General features: G+C 66.3%; 19 protein-coding genes. 12 read left to right on the forward strand and 7 right to left on the reverse strand.

Translation table 11 applies throughout. The annotated features are described in order from the left end of the window. Positions 1-336 precede the first annotated feature (336 nt). Positions 337-1,722: a glycosyltransferase family 9 protein gene (locus QCE58_RS08520; RefSeq protein ID WP_250521121.1), complete on the forward strand. Its 1,386-nt coding sequence runs from the start codon at positions 337-339 to the stop codon at positions 1,720-1,722. Between the two features lie 4 nt (positions 1,723-1,726). Here the strand turns inward: QCE58_RS08520 and QCE58_RS08525 are convergent, their stop codons facing one another. Both QCE58_RS08525 and QCE58_RS08530 read right to left on the reverse strand, forming a co-directional pair. After that, a complete protein-coding gene (locus tag QCE58_RS08525; RefSeq protein ID WP_008349614.1) occupies positions 1,727-2,233 on the reverse strand; it encodes a CBS domain-containing protein in 507 nt (168 codons plus the stop codon). Between the two features lie 60 nt (positions 2,234-2,293). Beyond that, positions 2,294-2,605: a zf-TFIIB domain-containing protein gene (locus QCE58_RS08530; protein WP_250460365.1), complete on the reverse strand. Its 312-nt coding sequence runs from the start codon at positions 2,603-2,605 to the stop codon at positions 2,294-2,296. Positions 2,606-2,848: 243 nt separating this feature from the next. Here QCE58_RS08530 and QCE58_RS08535 point away from each other — a divergent pair, with 243 nt between their 5' ends. The 3 genes from QCE58_RS08535 to QCE58_RS08545 all read left to right on the forward strand — a co-directional run bounded on the left by QCE58_RS08535 (position 2,849) and on the right by QCE58_RS08545 (position 4,336). After that, entirely contained in the window at positions 2,849-3,547 is a 699-nt protein-coding gene (locus QCE58_RS08535) for a carbonic anhydrase (RefSeq protein ID WP_008349610.1), read from the forward strand. 84 nt (positions 3,548-3,631) lie between these two features. Further along, positions 3,632-3,856: a zinc ribbon domain-containing protein gene (locus tag QCE58_RS08540; protein ID WP_008349608.1), complete on the forward strand. Its 225-nt coding sequence runs from the start codon at positions 3,632-3,634 to the stop codon at positions 3,854-3,856. A gap of 204 nt (positions 3,857-4,060) precedes the next feature. Further along, positions 4,061-4,336 carry a DUF1488 domain-containing protein gene (locus QCE58_RS08545; RefSeq protein ID WP_008349606.1) on the forward strand — a complete coding sequence of 92 codons (276 nt, stop codon included), beginning with the start codon at positions 4,061-4,063 and terminating at the stop codon, positions 4,334-4,336. 39 nt (positions 4,337-4,375) lie between these two features. Here the strand turns inward: QCE58_RS08545 and QCE58_RS08550 are convergent, their stop codons facing one another. Continuing rightward, on the reverse strand, positions 4,376-4,831 hold the full coding sequence (locus QCE58_RS08550) for a response regulator (protein ID WP_008349604.1): 456 nt from the start codon (positions 4,829-4,831) through the stop codon (positions 4,376-4,378). A 68-nt stretch (positions 4,832-4,899) separates the two neighbouring features. Continuing rightward, entirely contained in the window at positions 4,900-5,382 is a 483-nt protein-coding gene (locus QCE58_RS08555; RefSeq protein ID WP_244808089.1) for a YqjD family protein, read from the reverse strand. Between the two features lie 323 nt (positions 5,383-5,705). Here QCE58_RS08555 and QCE58_RS08560 point away from each other — a divergent pair, with 323 nt between their 5' ends. After that, the gene (locus QCE58_RS08560; protein WP_250434725.1) at positions 5,706-6,656 is read left to right on the forward strand and encodes a DMT family transporter; all 951 of its coding nucleotides are present in this window, start codon (positions 5,706-5,708) and stop codon (positions 6,654-6,656) included. 4 nt (positions 6,657-6,660) lie between these two features. Here the strand turns inward: QCE58_RS08560 and QCE58_RS08565 are convergent, their stop codons facing one another. From QCE58_RS08565 to QCE58_RS08575, 3 genes are all read right to left on the reverse strand, one after another. Continuing rightward, positions 6,661-7,194, reverse strand: a complete 534-nt coding sequence (locus QCE58_RS08565; protein ID WP_250434726.1) for a cupin domain-containing protein — start codon at positions 7,192-7,194, stop codon at positions 6,661-6,663. A gap of 68 nt (positions 7,195-7,262) precedes the next feature. Continuing rightward, positions 7,263-7,514: a hypothetical protein gene (locus QCE58_RS08570; protein WP_235366340.1), complete on the reverse strand. Its 252-nt coding sequence runs from the start codon at positions 7,512-7,514 to the stop codon at positions 7,263-7,265. A gap of 30 nt (positions 7,515-7,544) precedes the next feature. Further along, positions 7,545-7,895: a hypothetical protein gene (locus QCE58_RS08575; RefSeq protein ID WP_008349595.1), complete on the reverse strand. Its 351-nt coding sequence runs from the start codon at positions 7,893-7,895 to the stop codon at positions 7,545-7,547. A 234-nt stretch (positions 7,896-8,129) separates the two neighbouring features. Between QCE58_RS08575 and QCE58_RS08580 the strand changes: the two genes are divergently transcribed. The 7 genes from QCE58_RS08580 (at position 8,130) to QCE58_RS08610 (ending at position 17,083) form a co-directional block, all read left to right on the forward strand. Continuing rightward, positions 8,130-9,047: a LysR family transcriptional regulator gene (locus QCE58_RS08580; protein WP_250502141.1), complete on the forward strand. Its 918-nt coding sequence runs from the start codon at positions 8,130-8,132 to the stop codon at positions 9,045-9,047. 166 nt (positions 9,048-9,213) lie between these two features. After that, positions 9,214-11,514 carry a filamentous hemagglutinin N-terminal domain-containing protein gene (locus QCE58_RS08585; RefSeq protein ID WP_250521122.1) on the forward strand — a complete coding sequence of 767 codons (2,301 nt, stop codon included), beginning with the start codon at positions 9,214-9,216 and terminating at the stop codon, positions 11,512-11,514. 11 nt (positions 11,515-11,525) lie between these two features. Continuing rightward, a complete protein-coding gene (locus QCE58_RS08590) occupies positions 11,526-13,253 on the forward strand; it encodes a ShlB/FhaC/HecB family hemolysin secretion/activation protein (RefSeq protein WP_250521123.1) in 1,728 nt (575 codons plus the stop codon). An 8-nt stretch (positions 13,254-13,261) separates the two neighbouring features. Then, entirely contained in the window at positions 13,262-13,909 is a 648-nt protein-coding gene (locus tag QCE58_RS08595; RefSeq protein WP_008349588.1) for a FecR domain-containing protein, read from the forward strand. 10 nt (positions 13,910-13,919) lie between these two features. Further along, positions 13,920-14,066 carry a hypothetical protein gene (locus QCE58_RS08600; protein ID WP_160297415.1) on the forward strand — a complete coding sequence of 49 codons (147 nt, stop codon included), beginning with the start codon at positions 13,920-13,922 and terminating at the stop codon, positions 14,064-14,066. Next, positions 14,063-16,291: a CHASE2 domain-containing protein gene (locus QCE58_RS08605; protein WP_250521124.1), complete on the forward strand. Its 2,229-nt coding sequence runs from the start codon at positions 14,063-14,065 to the stop codon at positions 16,289-16,291. Before QCE58_RS08600 ends, QCE58_RS08605 begins: the two co-directional genes overlap by 4 nt. Before the next feature lie 6 nt (positions 16,292-16,297). Beyond that, entirely contained in the window at positions 16,298-17,083 is a 786-nt protein-coding gene (locus tag QCE58_RS08610; protein ID WP_008349584.1) for a 3',5'-cyclic-nucleotide phosphodiesterase, read from the forward strand.

A 17,083-nucleotide genomic window follows, 5' to 3' on the forward strand; every position in this document is an offset into this window, starting at 1 on the left:
ACGTGGATTCAAACCGTTGAAAACAGAGCCAATCACACATCAAAAACACGACATCTGTATTTAGCCGGTGGTACGACATTTCAATTTTGCTTTGACATTTGATGTTACGCCGAATTGGAATGTCGTGTTTTGGTCATCGCGCCGGGACCGACTCGAGCGAGTTTCCCCGCCGGCACGCCACCTATAATCGAACGAGACGCGCCGCTATTTTTCAAAAATTGTCGGATTATCAACGCATTAATCAAGAATCCGAAATTTTTGTGAAAAGGCTTGCCGCCTGCGCGCCCGACGCTTCGGCGCACGCAATAATGCCGCCACCTGACTCGGCAAGCTCCCATGATCGACAGTTACCAACAGTTCCATTCCAGCCTGTATGCAGGCGAAATCGAGGCATGTTTCCGTTTTCTCGATGGTCGCTTCGCCGCCGACGGACACACCTCGGAGTACCTGCACGCGCGCGCGCTCGCGCATCTGCGAGGGGGCGAATTTCTGCGCGCCGTCGATATCGGCTGCGAGCTCACGCGCCGATCGAACACCTTCGGCTTCCAGCTTCACAGCCTGTGCGACGCGTGCGCGCATCTCGGATTGAAGGAAGTCGCGCTCAGCATGATCGAGTACGTGGGATGCAAGCCCGATGTCGCACCGATCTTCGCATTCCTGTGGCGCGTCTACGGCTGGCATTATCTCGGCTGCGACGACCGGGTTCTGGAACTGAGCCCGGAAGGCGTCGACGAACATTCCGCCTATGTCCTCGGACATCATCAGGGACGCAGCGCGATGCGCCTGAACGGCATCGCGAGCGGCGTCGAACTGTTGCATCGCTATTGGTCATCGCACGAAGCGCGCCGCGTGCTGTTTCCCGATGTCGATATCGAGCATTACTGGTGCGGACAGCGGGTCCTGCCGGCGCATCTGACGATGACGTCGATCGCGTCGGGCCACGGCGATCAAGTCAACTGGGTGCGCTACGCCGGCGCGCTTCAGGCGCTGGGCGTGCAGATCGCCTACGCCGACGGCTCGGACCGGAACTATCGCTTCGCGATGCCCGACGCCGAATCCGCCCGAGACGCCGAAGCCATGCGCGAGGCCGGCTTCGCCGTCGCAACGGACGGCGCGCTGTGGACCGATCCTTTCGCGCTCTTTACCGCGCTTTTCCCGGTGCTCGGTTATGCGTCGTCGGCACGCTATATCGAGCCCGCCGATCCTTGCGCCGCCGATGCAATCGTCGATGAGATCCGCCAGCGCGCGCAGGGCCGGCGCTGCGTCGGCATTTTCTGGTCATCGTGCGAATCGGCGAACAATTTCGCCAGCCGCAGCCTCGCCCTGCCCGATCTCGTCCCGCTTTTCGACAGCACGCCCGACATCCACTGGGTCGTCATGCAGCGCGGCTTCGAGCGCAAGCGCTGGCTGAACGCCCCGCGTTCGAATGACCTCGACCGCTTCACCACCCTCGCCTCCGACGTCACGCTGACGCAAAGCGTGAGCATCATCGACAGGCTCGATGCGTTCGTCGGCAATGATGGCGCGCTGTCGCACATCGCGGGGGCGCTCGGCAAGCCGTGCTACTTGTTTCTCAATCAGGTCGCGGAATGGCGTTACGAGCGCGATCCGCATGTCACGCCCTGGTATGCCTCGATGCGCCTGGTTCGCGCCCGCGGCCTCGGCGACTGGAACGATGTCGTGCGCAACCTGCAGGCGCTTCTGACGGCGCAAGCGCGCTGACGCGCTACACGATACGCAGTGCGAGTGTCTGCGGAATCTCGCTACGCCGCGTGAGCGCGCACGTCGGTGCATCGTGGCGCGGGCCGCGCACATAGCTTTCGAGCTGGTCGATGGCGAACTGCTGCTCCTCGATCAGATGCCGCACCATATCGCCGATCGAAATCATCCCGACGAGCCGGCCGCCCTCGATCACCGGCAGATGGCGAATCCGCTGCCGCGTCATTAGCGTCATGCATTCGTCGGCGCTCGTTCCGAGGCTGACCGACATCACCGGCGCGGTCATGATCTCGCATACGGTGGTCGTCCGCGAGACTTTGTCCTGCAGGATCACCTTGCGCGCATAGTCGCGTTCGGTGACGATGCCGCACACCGCGTCGCCCACCACGACGACGAGCGCGCCCACTTCCGCCCGCGACATCAGCGCGATCGCTTCGTACACGCTCGCCTCCGCGTCGATGGTGTGAACCGTCGTGTCGCGCTTTGCCTTCAGGACTTGCTTAACCGTTGACATTTGCCGTTCTCCTTGCTGTTTTGCCGCCGAATTACTGCCGATGCGCGTGACGCTCGCCGATCAGTCGAAGTCGAACAGATCGCCGAGAAAGGATTTTTTGCGCCGCGCATGTTCGCGCTTGCCGCGCGAATCGCCGTAGTGGTAACCGTCCTGCCGATGCGTGCGGCGCTCGCGATCGTGTCCACGCTCGTCCCATTCGTCGCGCCCGGACGCTTGCGCCTCCGCGACCGACGCCTGCGCCGCGCGCCGGATGATCTGATCGAGCTCGCCGCGGTCGAGCCACACGCCGCGACAGTGCGGGCAATAGTCGATTTCGATGCCCTCGCGCACGGTCATCAGTAGTTCGGTCGCGGGACATACCGGGCATTTCATGTCGGTTCCTTTCTGATTGCTTTCAATGAAAACAATCTAGCGGAATGGTACGCGTCGAAAAATAGGAGATTTTGAGCGCGTCACTTCGGGAAAACCGAACCGGATGATGCCCTCGCACCGAATTGGTGCGCCCGTGAAGGTCTTGATCGGAGCGACTTGCGATCCATCTCAAAACCCCGCAAGCTTTCGCCTTGACGTGACGCGCACGCACGCGCGTCGGAACCGCACAACAAAGGCGACACCATGTCCGACAAATCGATGAGCGAAGAACGCCACGGCGCCGAAACCGGCGACCTGCTGTACCTGCTGCAAGGCGCCGACGACTTCAGCCGTTTCGTGTTCCCCGACAGCGAAGCGCTGTTCAAGAGCCTCGCGCGCCAGCAGGCGCCGCATACGCTCTTCATTACCTGCGCGGACTCGCGCGTATCGCCGGAAATGATCACGCAGACGCGCCCCGGCGAGCTTTTCGTGTGCCGCAACATCGGCAACATCGTGCCGGCTTATGGCGAGATGCTCGGCGGCGTGTCGGCGGTGGTGGAATTCGCGGTGCTCGCGCTCAACGTCCGGCAGATCGTGATTTGCGGCCACTCGGATTGCGGCGCGATGAAAGGTCTCGCGTCAGGCGCGGCCATCGCCGATGAAATGCCGACGGTTCACGCATGGCTGCGCAACGCCGAAGCCGCGCGCAGCGTCGTGATGGCGCGCAAGCTGGAAGAAGAACGCATCGTCCAGGCGATGGTCGAGGAGAACATCCGCCTGCAACTGACGCATCTGCGCACGCATCCGGCGGTCGCGGGCCGGCTCGCGCTCGGCAAGCTGCAGGTGCAGGGCTGGGTGTACGACATCGGGCGCGGCAAGGTGTCGATCTACGACGAGGCCGACAGCAAGTTCGAGTCGCTCGAAGAAGCGCGTCTGCGCCTGTTGCGCAAGGACGGGCGTTGACATCGGCACGCCCGGCTTCGCGGCGAGGCGTTGCATAGCGCTTGCTACCGTGATTGATGCCCTCTTTCTCCGAGTGAAAACGTCATGCCTGTCTACGATTACGAATGCGCGGATTGCGGCGCGTTCGAAGCCGTCCGCCGCATCGCCGAGCGCGACGATCCCGCGGCCTGTCCACAATGCGGCGCGACCGCTGCGCGCGTGACGATCGGCGCGCCGAGCGTGGGCGGTTCGAGCGCATCCGCCGGCGCCGCCGAAGAAGCCGGCAGTTACGGCATGAGGCATCGCGGCGGCTGCCTCTGCTGCGGATAGCGCGCTTTGTACCGCGCGCGGGCACGGTCATTGCAAAGTCACCTCCCGTACGCCCCGCGCAGCGCGGGCGTATCATGCAAGACGACGTGCGCGGCGCGCAAGGCCGCACGCAGTCGTAGGCATCGACATCGCGAGCGCGTCGTTGCAAGTCTCGCGATGATCGCGCTCAACCGTGTTCCGAACGAAAAACAGGAGGTGATAAGGATGACGATAGAGTTCAGCGGGCGCCGTCATGTCGTGGCGGCAGCGCGTGTCGCGTTCGAGGCGAAGGTGGACGGCCGCGAGGTGTGGTGCAGCATTTCCCTCGATGCGCTCAACGATCACTTCGGCAATAGCGGGACGTCGTCGCACGATCTCCTCTCCGCGTTCGAAGGCGGACGCGTGCAAATCGAAGACGCCGCCCGGCGCGCGCTCGAGCGCAACGGCGGCCAGTCGGTCGAACTGGAAACCAACGATTTCAAGGCATCGCGAGCGGTGTAGGTCTCAAGCGGCGGGCGGCGGCGCAGTGCACCGCCCGCATCAGTGGACGTAGAAACACTTCAATACGTCGAACATCCACCAGACCGGGCACGGCGTTCTGCAAAAGCCGTCGTAGCCCGCGGCGTGCAATGCATCGCGCGGATCCTGCTTGGCATCGGCGGCGAGCGCAATCAGCAACTCCACTTCGCCCTCCGTCCGATCGACGGTCAGCGCTTCGCGCAGCGTGCGCGCCGGCGCGTGGTCGTGCGCGTCGCCGATGAGCGTATCCACGAACAACACCTGCGGCCGCCAGTTGCGGATGAATTGCGACGCGGCCGCCGCATCGCCGATCTGCACGGCCTCGAAACCGCGCATCGCGAGGAGCAGCGCGAACGAATCGCCGACGTTCGATTCCGAATGCACGATCAAGACGCGCCGCGGACTGGCGAGCGCCATCGTCAGCGGATTCCAGATTTCGCACCGGTCGGTGCAGAGGTCGTACGATCGTTCTTCCATGTCGGTCCGGCACGGCGATAAGCCTCTGCCGATATCAGCAACCCAGCAAGGTTGAGGCCCGCCGCGCTTCAGCGTGCGGCCAGCAGACCGACGATGAGCCCGCCGACCGCCGCCAGCGCGATCGATTTCCAGGGATTGTCGTGCACGTAATCGTCCGTGCCCTCCTTCGCCTGCCTGTACTGCGTCGCGATGATGTCCTGCGCGCCCGCCAGCACGTCGCGCGCGCGCCGCGGCATCGGTCGCGACGGATGGTACTGACTGCCCTGTCCCGCGGCGTGCGTCGCGGCGGGCTGCGCGAGCACCGTCGGACTGTCGCCGCCTTCGAGCACATCGCCGTGCACGTGATACGGCGAATACCTTGCGGGCTTGTGCGCCTCGCCCGGCGTGAGCGGCGTCACGCTCGCGGCCTGTCCGTGCGCCATGCCGGGCGCGAGCGCCGCGTCCATCGCGCTCGCGACCGTGCGGCGCGAGAGCGGCGGATCGGCCGGATCGCCCCGGTCGCCGTTTTGCATCGACTGAATCGTGGATGCGTTGCCGTTTGCATTGTCCATGGCTTCTCTCCCGTTGACTGCGTCCATCGCGCTGCAAGAACCATCGTCCATCTTTCGATCATGCAAGAGTCGCACCGATCGGGCCTGCCAGCAACCTCGGCGTCGGCGGTCGGTCGAGCCGCGCGGCGCTTGGCAATTTTTCTCACATAACGGTGAGAAATGCTCGTTTGCGGCGGCATCGGCGCGCGCCTACGATGCGGGATTCCGGGAGCTGTGCGAGCGGGTGAATCGCGCCGCATCTTTCGTTTCACGCCGCGCCGAAACGTCGGCACGACGCACGCCGATACGATGGTTTCGCTCCCGACTTCTATCGCCAAGCCGCCATGAATCCCGTCAATCTCGCTCAACTGTTCGTTCTCGCCGCGCTCTGGGGCGGCTCGTTCCTGTTCATCCGCGTCGGCGTGACCGATCTCGGCGTCGCGCCGCTGATGGCGTTGCGCGTGGGCATCGGCGCGCTGTTTCTGCTTCTGATGCTCGCGCTGCGCGGCAAGGCGCGGCCAGCCTTCTCGACGATGCGCGAACGCGCGTGGCCGCTCCTCGTCGTCGGCGTCCTCAATTCCGCCGCGCCGTTTTGTCTCTTCGCGTATGCCGAGCTGACGCTGTCGGCGGGCGTCACGTCGGTCATCAACGCGACGACGCCGCTCTGGGGCGCGATCGTCGCGTATCTGTGGTTGAGCGACCGGCTGACGCGCATGCGCGTGGCGGGACTTGCGATCGGCTTCGCGGGCGTGCTCGCGCTCGTCTGGGATCAGATGTTCGCGCACGACGCGAGCGCCGCCGCCGCCTCCCCGATGGCGACCGCGCTGGCCGCACTCGCCGCGCTCGCCGCATCGGCTTCTTACGGCGTCGCCGCGAGTTACACGAAAAAGCATCTGATGGGCGTCGATTCGCTGACGGTCGCCGCCGGCACGATGAGCGCGGCGACGATCGTGCTTCTGCCCTTCGCGCTCTTTTTCTGGCCGGCCGGCGCCGTATCGTTGCACGCGTGGGGCGCGGTGCTCGGGCTGGGCGTCGCGTGCACGGGCCTCGCCTACATGATGTTCTTCCATCTGATCGCGGTCGCCGGGCCGGCACGCGCGATCACCGTCACGTTCCTGATTCCGATCTTCGGGATTCTGTGGGGCGCGCTCTTTCTCGCCGAGCGCGTGTCGATGGGCATGGCGGCCGCCTGCGCGATCGTGCTGGTCGGCACGGCGCTCGCGACGGGCGTGATCAAGCGCGTGCCGCTCGTCGGCGCGCGCCGGTCTCAATGCGTGAAGGAAAGCAAAGCGTGATCGGCTAATGCCAGTGACGCGCGAGCGGCCCTTCCTCTCCGGCGACGGGATCGCTTCGCGGGAACGGCAGTTCTTCCATCGCGATGCGTTCCTGCTCGCTGATCGCTTCGCGGCGGATATCCCATTGCTGCCCCGGCGGATAAGCCCCGACGACCTGAAAGCGCCGTCCGGCCGTCAGCAGGCAATGGCCGGTGCCGGCAGGCAGGACGAGCGCGTCGCCGGCGCTGACTGCGATCACGCGGCCATGCGGGCCGCCGAGAATCAGTTCGGCGTCGCCCGATGCGACACCGAGCGCCTCATGCGCGGTCGAATGGAAGTGATGATAGTCGAAGACACTGTCGCGCCACTGCGGCGGCCAGCCGTTCTGCGCGAAAAGCGCTTCGAAGCGCTCGGCGCAATCGGTGGCTTTGGGGTCGATCGCGCCGCGCCACACCAGGACGGGCAGCCGCGTGTTATTTGGCACCCAGCCGTTCGGCGGCAGCATGAAATGCTCGCAGCGGGCGTGTTGCGACAGCAAGCTTGCAGTTTGCTCGGTCATGTTGCGCTTTCTCCGAAAGAGTCAGAGAAATCGCAGCAACGCACGTTCCAGTCGGAATGGACCGCGCGTCAGCGGCCGTGCCAGTGACCGCCGCCGCCGCTCGAGAAGCCGATGCCGAGCGACACCGATGGCGCCGCGTAGTAGCCCGGTCCATACGCATAGCCATAGGCAGGCGCGTAGCCATAAGCGGGCGCGGGCGCATAGCCATAAGGCGGCGCATAAACGCAGCCGCCGAGCCCCGCCGCCGCCACGAGCGCGACGGGCACGATCAGCGAGCGCGCGAGGCGCGACCGGGTTCGAGTTCGAGTTGAATTTTTCATGATGATGCCCCGTTGCCGCCGGCTTCCGGCTTACCAGTGCCGATAGCCGTAATAGCCGCCGTGATGCGCGTACCAGTCGCGGCGTCCCCAGTAGCGATAGCCATCCCAGTAGCGGTCGCCGTGCCAACCCACGACGATCGCCGGCGCGGGCGCAACCATGACCGGCGCGGGCTGATAGGCGACGGGCGGAGGCGGCGGCGCGTACATGGGCGGCGGAGGCGGCGCATAGACGGGCGCGGGCGCGACGTACACCGGCGCCGCATAAACCGGCGCAACCGGAACCCCTAGATTGATGCCCAGGCTCACGCCCGCCACGGCGGCTTCGCAAGCGAGTCCCGCCGACAACGCGATACCGATCCCGACCAAGCCCTTGATGTTCATTTCGTCCTCGTCTGAGAAGGCCGACAAGCAGACCGCGATGCGATCCTGGATTCATATGCAGCCATGAATCCATCGTAGCCGCGCCGCGTGCGGGCTGCGTTACAACGCCTGTAACAGATGTGAATCCTGAAACGAATGTGCGAAAGCCGATGCGACGCCGCTTCGCCCGCGCAGGTTGCGCGCTGTTGCGCCGACGTGGGATAGTTCCGGCTTCGTCAAACGGATGCCTGGACGATGGACTTGTTGCGGAGCATGAGAATCTTTGCGCGCGTGGCTGAAGCGGCCAGCTTCACCGTCGCGGCGCAGCAGATGGACATCACGACGGCGCAGGCCTCGCGCGCGGTCACCGAACTCGAAACGCATCTGCGCACGCGGCTTCTGAATCGCACGACGCGCCGCGTCGCCCTCACCGATGCCGGCAACCGTTATCTCACGCGCTGCAAGGAAGTGCTCGAACTCGTCGATCTCTCCGAGGCCGAGGCGAGCAACGCCCAGGTTTCGCCGACGGGCGTGCTGCGCATGCATGCCCCGATCACCTTCGGCCAGCACTACGTGGTGCCCGCGCTCACGCGCTATCTCGAGCAGCATCCGCAGGTGCGCGTCGAGCTTACGCTTTCGCAACATATCCCCGACATGCTCGACGAAGGCTTCGACGTCTTCCTGCAAGTCACCACGTCCGCACTGCCCGACTCCGCGCTCGTCTCCACGAAAATCTGCTCGATGCCGAGCGTGCTGTGCGCGTCGCCGGGCTATCTCAAACGGGCGGGCACGCCCCAGCGCATCGGCGATCTGAAGAACCACGCGTGCCTGCAACTCGTGACGACGTTTTTCCCCGTCGACCGATGGGTCTTCGAAGGCCCGCGCGGCCACGTCGAAGTGGAGCTCGACCCGGGCCGCCTGCGCGTCAATTCCGCCGATGCGCTCGCGGTCGCGCTGTCGAACGGTCTCGGCATCGCGCCGCTGCCGATGCTCGCCGCGCTGCCGTGGCTCGACAGCGGCGCGCTCGTGCGCGTGCTGCCCGAGTGCGAACTTCAGACAATGACCATCTACGCGATGTACGCGTCCCGCCAGTATCTCGATGCGAAGATCCGCACGTGGGTCACGTTCCTGCGCGAGTTCGTCGAAGAGACGCTCGCGAGCCAGGCCGCGTGATCGTCGGATAAAACGCCGCGTTCCTAATACGAATGGCGAAGAACAGCGCGTATGCGAAGGTTCTCTAAACGCGTAGTTGCAAGCATGCTTCGGAACACTAAACTGCTTGATGGTGCGCCTGCATCTCGTCACGACGATGCGCCGCAACAGAAAGGAGTCGGCCGACATGAACAAGACTCTGCGCGCGAGCACCGCGTTCCCCGCGCGATGGCTCTGCATCGCCACGCTCATCGTCATGGCGTGCATGTCCGCGCGCGCGGAACCGAGCGGCGCGCGCGTCGTCGCCGGTTCCGGCTCGGTGACGAGCGCGGGCGCCAGCACGATCATTCAGCAGAATAGCGGCCGCCTCGCCATCGACTGGAATTCGTTCAGCACGCGCCCTGGCGAAGCGGTCACGTTCAATCAGCCGGGCGCGAATTCGATCGCGCTGAACCGCGTCGTCGGACCGCGCCCGACGGCCTTCTTCGGCAAGCTCGACGCGAACGGCCAGGTGTTCATCGTCAATCCGAACGGCGTGATCTTCGGGCCGGGCGCGCAGGTGAACGTCGGTGGATTGCTGGCATCGACGCTCAATCTGTCGACAAGCGATTTCATGAGCGGCCACTACACCTTTTCGGGCGACGGGCGCTGGCATCGGCATCATCATCACGAGGACGGCGCGGCGGTCGTCAATCTCGGCACGCTCACGAGCGCGCCCGGCGGTTATGTCGCGCTGATCGGCGCGCGCGCGATCAACGCCGGCACGATCGACTCGCCCGGCGGTTTCGCGGCGCTCGCGGCGGGCGAGCGCATCGCGGTCACGCTCGGCGATCACAGCATGATCGGCTTGTCGGTGGAGCGCGGCGCGTTGCGTGCGCTCGCCGCCAATCACGGTCTGATTCAGGCCGATGGCGGTCAGGCCTGGCTCGTCGCGAGCGCCGAGGACGCGCTCCTCGCCAATGTCGTGAACAACACGGGCGTCATCCGCGCGAGAAGCGCCGTGAACCAGAACGGCGTGATCCGCCTCGTCGCGGACAAAGGCGTCGTGCAGGCCGGCGGCACGCTCGACGCATCCGCGCCGGATGGCGGCAACGGCGGCGCCATCGAAACGGCGGGCACGCAGGTGCGCGTCGCGCCGGACGCGCAGGTCACGACGGCGGCGGCATCGGGACAAACCGGAACGTGGCGCATTGCAAGCGACTTCGCCGCGCTCGTCGGCGGCGGCGATGCATTCGGACAGCGCTTCGGCACGATTCAGGGCGCGACGCTTTCGCGCGTGCTCGAATCGACCAATGTGTCGATCAGCGCCGCGTCGCCGGCGGGCTTTGCGCCGTTCGGCCTCGTGCTGATCGACGGCCCGGTCGCGTGGAGCGGCGTCAACACGCTTTCGCTCGCGGCGCAGAGCGCTATCCGCGTCGACGCGTCGATCAGCGCGCCGCGCGGCACGCTCGCGATGACGACCGCCGGCACCGCGACACAACAGGCGCCCATCCAGGCGGCCAATGTCGCCCTGCAAGGCGGCGCGGGCGCGTACCGGCTGACGAACGCGGGCAATCGCATCGGCACGCTGGCGGCGAACGCCGGTTCCGTCGACATCGCCGATAGCGCGCCGCTCACGATCGGCCGCGTCGCGGGTTTGTCGGGCGTTTCGGCGAGCGGCGCGGTCACGCTCACGGCGCCCGCGCTCACGCTCGCCGCGCCCATTGCGAGCCGCGCGAGCGGCACGGCGATCACGCTCGCCGCGGCGACCTTCGTGAACCGCGCGGGAGCGAACGCGCTTTCCGCGCCGAACGGCCGCTGGCTCGTCTACTCCGACGCACCCGAGGCCGACGCCTTCGGCGGACTGCAAAGCGGCAATCTCGCGCTCTGGGGCGATGCCTACACCGGCGGCGCCGATGCGCGCGCGGCATCGGCATCGGGCAACCGGTTCGCGTTCAATGCGCGGCAGCAGGTCACGTTGACGGCGATCAACATCGACGTGCCGTTCGAGACGCCGCGCACGCTCGGTCCGAACGACGTGACGATCGCGCTGCGCTACAACGGCGCGAACTACGGCAACGCATTCGCCGACAGCCCGGCGAACCACGAGCCGTTCGTCTTCACGGTGACGAGCACCGGCGCGACGCCGGGCGCGGCGATCGGCACGTACGCGATCACGGTCACGGCGACGGGCGGCCCGACCGGCTACACGATCACGACGCAAGGCGGCACGCTGCGCATCGCGGGCACGCCGCCGCCTGCGCCGCCGTCCGTCCCCGTACAGCCGGTGATGCCGCAAGAACCGGAAACGCCCGTCACGACCGTCGCGGCGCTGCCCGGCATTCTCGATTCCGTACGTACCGACGCGGCCAATCCCGCGCCGCTCTACAACGCGACGCCGGGCCGTCAGCCGGAGTCCGCGCCGCTCGTGCAGCAGCGCACCGATTCGACGAGCGACGGCAGCCGTCTGCCGGACGACGCATGGCCCGGTCACGTATGCCGCATGTGAGGCCCAGGCGCGTGCGACGCTTCGGGCCCCGCGAACGACGCCACAGCGTCGCGTCGCGCCGGCTCGCCGTGCTCATCGCGACGCTCGTCGCGGCGACGGCGCGCGACATGCGCGAAACGCACGCCCAGACGCTGCCGAACGCGGGCAGCATCCTGCGCGAACAGCAGCAGCAAGCGCCCGCGCCCGTCCCGCCTTCCGATCTGCGTCTGAACGTGACGCCCGCGCCCGAACCGCCGCCCGTCTCCGGCGAAACAGGAGGCATCCGCTTCGAAGTGAAAGGTTTCGCGTTCACCGGCAACACGCTTTTCCCGACGGCGGAACTGCTCGACGCCGTGCGGCCGTTCATCGGTGCGGGGCGTTCGCTCGACGGTCTCGAAAGCGCCGCCGATCGCGTGAGCGCGTTCTATCGGCGGCACGGCTATCTGGTCGCGCGCGCCTATGTGCCGCCGCAGCAGATCGATGACGGCATCGTGCGTATCGCGGTGAGCGAGGGACGTTACGGTCGCATCGACATCGACAACCAGTCGCGCACGCGCGACCCCGTCATCGCGCGATTTTTCGGCGCGCTCAAACCGGGCGACGTGATCGACGAGCGCGCCCTCACCCGCGCCACGTTGCTCGCGCAGGACGCGGCCGGCACGACGGGCGCGAACGCGACGATCTCGCCGGGCCTTCTTCCCGGCACCTCCGACATGACGCTCGCCGTGCCGACCGCGCGGCCCGTCTCCGGCAGCGTGCAGGCCGACAACTACGGCCAGACGACGACCGGCACCGCGCGTCTCATCGGCGCGCTGCAATGGAACAATCCGCTCGGCATCGGCGATCAGTTGGGCGCGCGGCTGCTCGGCTCGATCACCGGGCAGTTCTACGGCAACATCGGCTACACGGTGCCGGTCGGCGGCAGCGGGTTCGCGTGGGGCGTCGGCTACACGCGCTCGACGTATTCGGTCGGCGGTCAGTTCGACGAACTCGACGCCTACGGCAGCGCCAATGTCTTCTCGACGTTCCTGAGCTACGCGCTGCTGCGCTCGCCGTCGGCGAACGTATTCGCGACGCTCGGCTACGACCACAAGCTGCTGTCGGATCACCTCGGCGCGTTCGATTCCGTCAGCGACAAGACGAGCGATGTCGGCCGGCTCGGGCTCTCGGGCAATCTGACGCTCGAAAAGAGCATCACGACGTTCGACACGGCTATCCAGCAAGGCAACCTGCGCTATAAGACGCCGCAGCCGGAACAGATCGCCGCGCAGATCGCCGGTGCGTTCACGAAGTTCGTGTTCGCCGTGACGCACACGCAGGTGATCGGCGATCAGGCCAACGGCACGCAGCTCTACCTTTCGCTCAACGGCCAGGCGACTTCGCGCAATCTCGATTCGTCCGAGCAGATCTCGCTCGGCGGCCCGTATGCCGTGCGCGCCTATGCGACCGGCGACGCGCCCGTCGACGAAGCGTATATCGCGACCATCGAACTACGGCAGACGATCAGGCAATCGCTCGTGCCGGTGCTCGTGACGCTATCGGGCTTCATCGATACCGCCGACGGGAAAATCGCCGCGCATCCGGTCGCGCCGGGCAGCGATCACGTCCGGCTTTCCGGGCTGGGCGTCGGCGCGACGTTCGCCGCGCCGCACGACTTTCTGCTGTCGATGTCGTACGCGCACACGCTCGGCTACGTGCCTTCGACGCTCGGCACCGGACACGCGAACCGCTTCTGGATCGCGCTCACGAAGTCCTTCTGAGACCGAACATGACGCGCGCCCGACACCTTCTTCTCTTCCTCTTCCTGGCGATGACCGCGCGCGCGGCGTGCGCCGAAGCGGTCGCGACGATCACCGCGCTCGTCGGCAATGTCGCGATTCAATCGGCGGGCGGCGCGCAACGCGTGGCGGCGGTCGGCGGCGACATCGACAACGGCGACACCGTGCAGACCGGCGTCGGCTCGGAAATCGTGATGATCTTCACCGACAAGCAGCGTGTGTATCTGAAGCCCGGCTCGGTGTTTCGCGTCGACGATTTTCATTACGCGGCGAACGCGCCGCAGGAAGACCGCAGCTTTCTGTCGCTCGTGAAAGGCGGATTGCGCGCGCTCGACGGGCTCGTCGCGAAGGAAGGCAAGCCGGAGAACTATCGCGTGAAGACGCCGACGTCGACCATCGGCATACGCGGCACCGAATATTCCGTCACCGATTGCGCGAATCTCGAACCGGGCGCGAACGCGGATTGCAAGGGCGATCAGATCGTCGTCTACGATGGTCAGATCGTCGTCATCAATCAGGTCGACAGGCAGATCGTGCGCGCGGGCGAAGGCGCGATCGTCGTGAGTCCGCGGCTGCCGTTCGGCGTGCTGCCGGCATCGCGCGTGACGCCGGTGGTGCCGTCGGCGGCGTGCCGTTAGCGAGCCCACGATGAGCGAAAACACGAGCCGCGATACGGACGTCATGCGCGCAGCGCAGTTGCACGCGGCGCTCATGTCTTTCGGCGTCGATGCGCACGCGCGCGTGCTGGCGGCGCGGCTCGTCGTCGCGAACGAGCAGATCCGGGCCGCGCAATGAGGGTGCGAGAACCGCTCGCGTTCACGTTCAAACGCTCGGGCGCGCGCTGGGCGCTCGGGCTCGCGATCGTCGTCGCGCTCGCGGGACATGCGCTGTCGCGCTACGACATCCGCTTCATCGATTCGCTCGACGCGATGATCTACGACGCGAAAGTGCGTCTCTTCATGCCGCGCACGACGGACGCGCGCATCGCGATTCTCGATGTCGACGAGAAAAGCCTCGCCGAACTGGGCCGCTGGCCGTGGGATCGCGCGCGCATGGCGGCGCTCGTCGATACGCTGTTTTCGCGCGAGCGCATCGCGGTGCTCGGCTTCGACATGGTGTTCGCGGAAGCCGACGCGAGTTCGGGCCTTGCCGTGCTCGACGAACTCGCGCGCGGCCCGCTCGCCGAGGACGCCGCGTACCGCAAGACGCTCGATGCGCTTGCTCCGCGCCTCGATTACGACCGCCGTTTCGCCGATGCCCTTGCCGGTCATCCCGTCGTGCTCGGCTTTTACTTTTCGAATCGCGATGCATCGAGCGGCGCGATTCCATCGCCCTTGATGAGCGAGCGCGCGTTCGGCGCGCATCCGCTCATGCTCTTCGACTGGACGAGCTACGGCGGCAATCTGCCCGCGCTGCAACAGGCGGCGAAGCGCGCCGGATACTTCAATCCCGTGATCGATTTCGACGGCTCCGTGCGCCGCGTGCCGCTCATCGCGGCCTATCGCGACGGCGTGTACGGCGCGCTGTCGCTCGAAGTGATCCGCGCGCTGTTCGGCGACGCCGCGGTGACACCGGTCTTCGACGACGCAACCGATCCCGCCGCGCCGCTCGCGGGACTCGCGCTCACGACGCCGCGCGGCACGCGCACGATTCCCGTCGATGAAAACGGCGCGGCGCTCGTGCCCTATCGCGGCCCGACCGGCAGCGTCCCGTATTACTCCATCGCCGACGTGCTCGGAGAGCGCATTCCCGCCAACGCGCTCGCGGGCAAGATCGCGCTCGTCGGCACGACGGCGCCGGGCCTGATGGATCAGCGCACGACGCCCGTCGGCGAGGTTTATCCGGGCGTCGAGGTGAACGCGAATCTGATCGGCGGCATGCTCGACGATACGATCCGCTTCGAACCCCCGTTCGCGTCGGCGTTGCAGGCGTCGATGCTCGCGCTCATCGGACTCGCGATGATCTTCCTCTGGCCGTGGCACATGCCCGCGCGCGCGACGATCTTCACCGCGATGTTGCTCGCGCTCGTCGTCGCGGCGGATCTCTTCGCGTTCGCGCGGCTTCGCTGGTCGATCCCGGTGGCGTCGCCGCTGCTCGCCGCGCTCGCGCTCTACGTGCTCAACATGTCGTACGGCTACTTCGTCGAGGCGCGCGCGAAACGCCATTTCACCGCGCTGTTCGGGCAATACGTGCCGCCCGAGCTCGTCGAGGAAATGAGCCGTCATCCGGAGGACTACAGCATGGCCGGGCGGCGCGCCGAGTTGACCGTGCTGTTCTGCGACGTGCTCGGCTTCACGGCCATCGCGGAGACGCTGGAGCCGGAAGCGCTCGCGCGTCTGATGAACGAGTATCTCGGCACGATGACCGAAGTGATCCGCGCGCATCGCGGCACGCTCGACAAGTACATCGGCGATGCGATCATGGGTTTCTGGGGTGCGCCCGTCGACGATCCGGATCACGCGCGCAACGCCGTCGCGGCGGCGCTCGGCATGCGCGCGGCGCTCGTCGAGCTGAACCGCACGCTCACGGCGCGCGGCTGGCCGACGCTGTGGATCGGCATCGGCATCAATACGGGGCCGATGACCGTCGGCGACATGGGCTCGCACGTGCGCCGCGCCTACACCGTGATGGGCGATGCCGTGAATGTCGCGGCGCGGCTCGAAGGCCTCACGCGGCGCTTCGATATCGACATCATCGTGGGCGAAGCGACGCGCGAACGGGTGACGGATATCGCGTTCCGCGAGATCGATCGCGTGCGCGTGAAAGGACGCGTCGCGCCGATTGCGGTGTTCGAGCCGCAGCCCGCGCACGAACACGGCGATGCGCTCACGCGCTGGCACGCGGCGCTCGCGCACTATCGCGCGCGCGAGTGGGACGAAGCGCAAACGCTACTCGCGACGCTCGCGGCGCAGTATCCTGAGCGACAGGTGTACGCGATGTATCGCAGGCGCATCGATGCGCTGCGCGGCATTGCGTTGCCCGAGGACTGGGATTGCGTAAGCGAATTCGACACGAAATGAATCATCATGAACGTTCGGGTACTCGGCTGTAGCGGCGCGATCAGGAGCGGCGGCGACGATGCGGGCGATCGCGGCGGCACGACGGCGCTGCTCGTCGACGGCGACATCATGATCGATGCCGGCACGGGCGTCGCCGTGCTCACCGACGACGAACTCGCGCGTATCGATCATGTGTTTCTCACGCACTCGCATCTGGATCACATTGCGTATCTGCCGCTCATGATCGATGCCGTAGGCGACGCGCGCGATAGGCCGCTCGTCGTTCACGCGAGCCGCGCGACGCTCGACATACTTCAGGCGCACATCTTCAACAATCTGATCTGGCCGGACTTCACGCGCATTCCTTCGCCCGATGCGCCGGGCGTGCGCTTCGAAGCGCTGGAGGTCGGCGAATGCTTCATGCTGAACGGGCGCACCGTGACGGCATTGCCCGCGCGGCATACGGTGCCGTCGATGGGGCTGGCGGTGTCGAACGCAACGGCGTGCATCGCGTTCAGCGGCGATACGACGAGCAATCCCGAGTTCTGGGCCGCCGTGTGCGCGTTGCCGGGACTGCGCCATGTGATCGTCGAGACCGCGTATCCGGATGCGCAGATCGCGTTGGCGCGTGCGGCGCATCACTATTGCCCGAAGCTCATCGCCGATGATCTGCGTGGCCGCGCGATGAAAGCCGAATTGCTGATTTCGCATCTGAAACCGCCGCACGGCGCGCAGATTCTGGAAGAACTGCGCGCCGCGTTGCCCGATGTGTCGCTGCGTGCGTTGCGCGCGGGCGAAGTGCTGACGTTGTGA

The sequence above is a fragment of the Caballeronia sp. LZ028 genome (genome assembly GCF_031451415.1).
Classification (GTDB): domain Bacteria; phylum Pseudomonadota; class Gammaproteobacteria; order Burkholderiales; family Burkholderiaceae; genus Caballeronia; species Caballeronia zhejiangensis.

Bases quoted from the DNA above. Each gene is read 5' to 3' on its own strand.
- QCE58_RS08595 (WP_008349588.1), top strand. From the start codon at position 13,262: ATGACGCGCGCCCGACACCTTCTTCTCTTCCTCTTCCTGGCGATGACC.
- QCE58_RS08545 (WP_008349606.1), top strand. From the start codon at position 4,061: ATGACGATAGAGTTCAGCGGGCGCCGTCATGTCGTGGCGGCAGCGCGT.
- QCE58_RS08575 (WP_008349595.1), bottom strand. From the start codon at position 7,895: ATGAACATCAAGGGCTTGGTCGGGATCGGTATCGCGTTGTCGGCGGGA.
- QCE58_RS08585 (WP_250521122.1), top strand. From the start codon at position 9,214: ATGAACAAGACTCTGCGCGCGAGCACCGCGTTCCCCGCGCGATGGCTC.
- QCE58_RS08570 (WP_235366340.1), bottom strand. From the start codon at position 7,514: ATGAAAAATTCAACTCGAACTCGAACCCGGTCGCGCCTCGCGCGCTCG.
- QCE58_RS08525 (WP_008349614.1), bottom strand. From the start codon at position 2,233: ATGTCAACGGTTAAGCAAGTCCTGAAGGCAAAGCGCGACACGACGGTT.
- QCE58_RS08565 (WP_250434726.1), bottom strand. From the start codon at position 7,194: ATGACCGAGCAAACTGCAAGCTTGCTGTCGCAACACGCCCGCTGCGAG.
- QCE58_RS08560 (WP_250434725.1), top strand. From the start codon at position 5,706: ATGAATCCCGTCAATCTCGCTCAACTGTTCGTTCTCGCCGCGCTCTGG.
- QCE58_RS08535 (WP_008349610.1), top strand. From the start codon at position 2,849: ATGTCCGACAAATCGATGAGCGAAGAACGCCACGGCGCCGAAACCGGC.
- QCE58_RS08580 (WP_250502141.1), top strand. From the start codon at position 8,130: ATGGACTTGTTGCGGAGCATGAGAATCTTTGCGCGCGTGGCTGAAGCG.
- QCE58_RS08540 (WP_008349608.1), top strand. From the start codon at position 3,632: ATGCCTGTCTACGATTACGAATGCGCGGATTGCGGCGCGTTCGAAGCC.
- QCE58_RS08600 (WP_160297415.1), top strand. From the start codon at position 13,920: ATGAGCGAAAACACGAGCCGCGATACGGACGTCATGCGCGCAGCGCAG.
- QCE58_RS08550 (WP_008349604.1), bottom strand. From the start codon at position 4,831: ATGGAAGAACGATCGTACGACCTCTGCACCGACCGGTGCGAAATCTGG.
- QCE58_RS08530 (WP_250460365.1), bottom strand. From the start codon at position 2,605: ATGAAATGCCCGGTATGTCCCGCGACCGAACTACTGATGACCGTGCGC.
- QCE58_RS08610 (WP_008349584.1), top strand. From the start codon at position 16,298: ATGAACGTTCGGGTACTCGGCTGTAGCGGCGCGATCAGGAGCGGCGGC.
- QCE58_RS08520 (WP_250521121.1), top strand. From the start codon at position 337: ATGATCGACAGTTACCAACAGTTCCATTCCAGCCTGTATGCAGGCGAA.
- QCE58_RS08555 (WP_244808089.1), bottom strand. From the start codon at position 5,382: ATGGACAATGCAAACGGCAACGCATCCACGATTCAGTCGATGCAAAAC.
- QCE58_RS08605 (WP_250521124.1), top strand. From the start codon at position 14,063: ATGAGGGTGCGAGAACCGCTCGCGTTCACGTTCAAACGCTCGGGCGCG.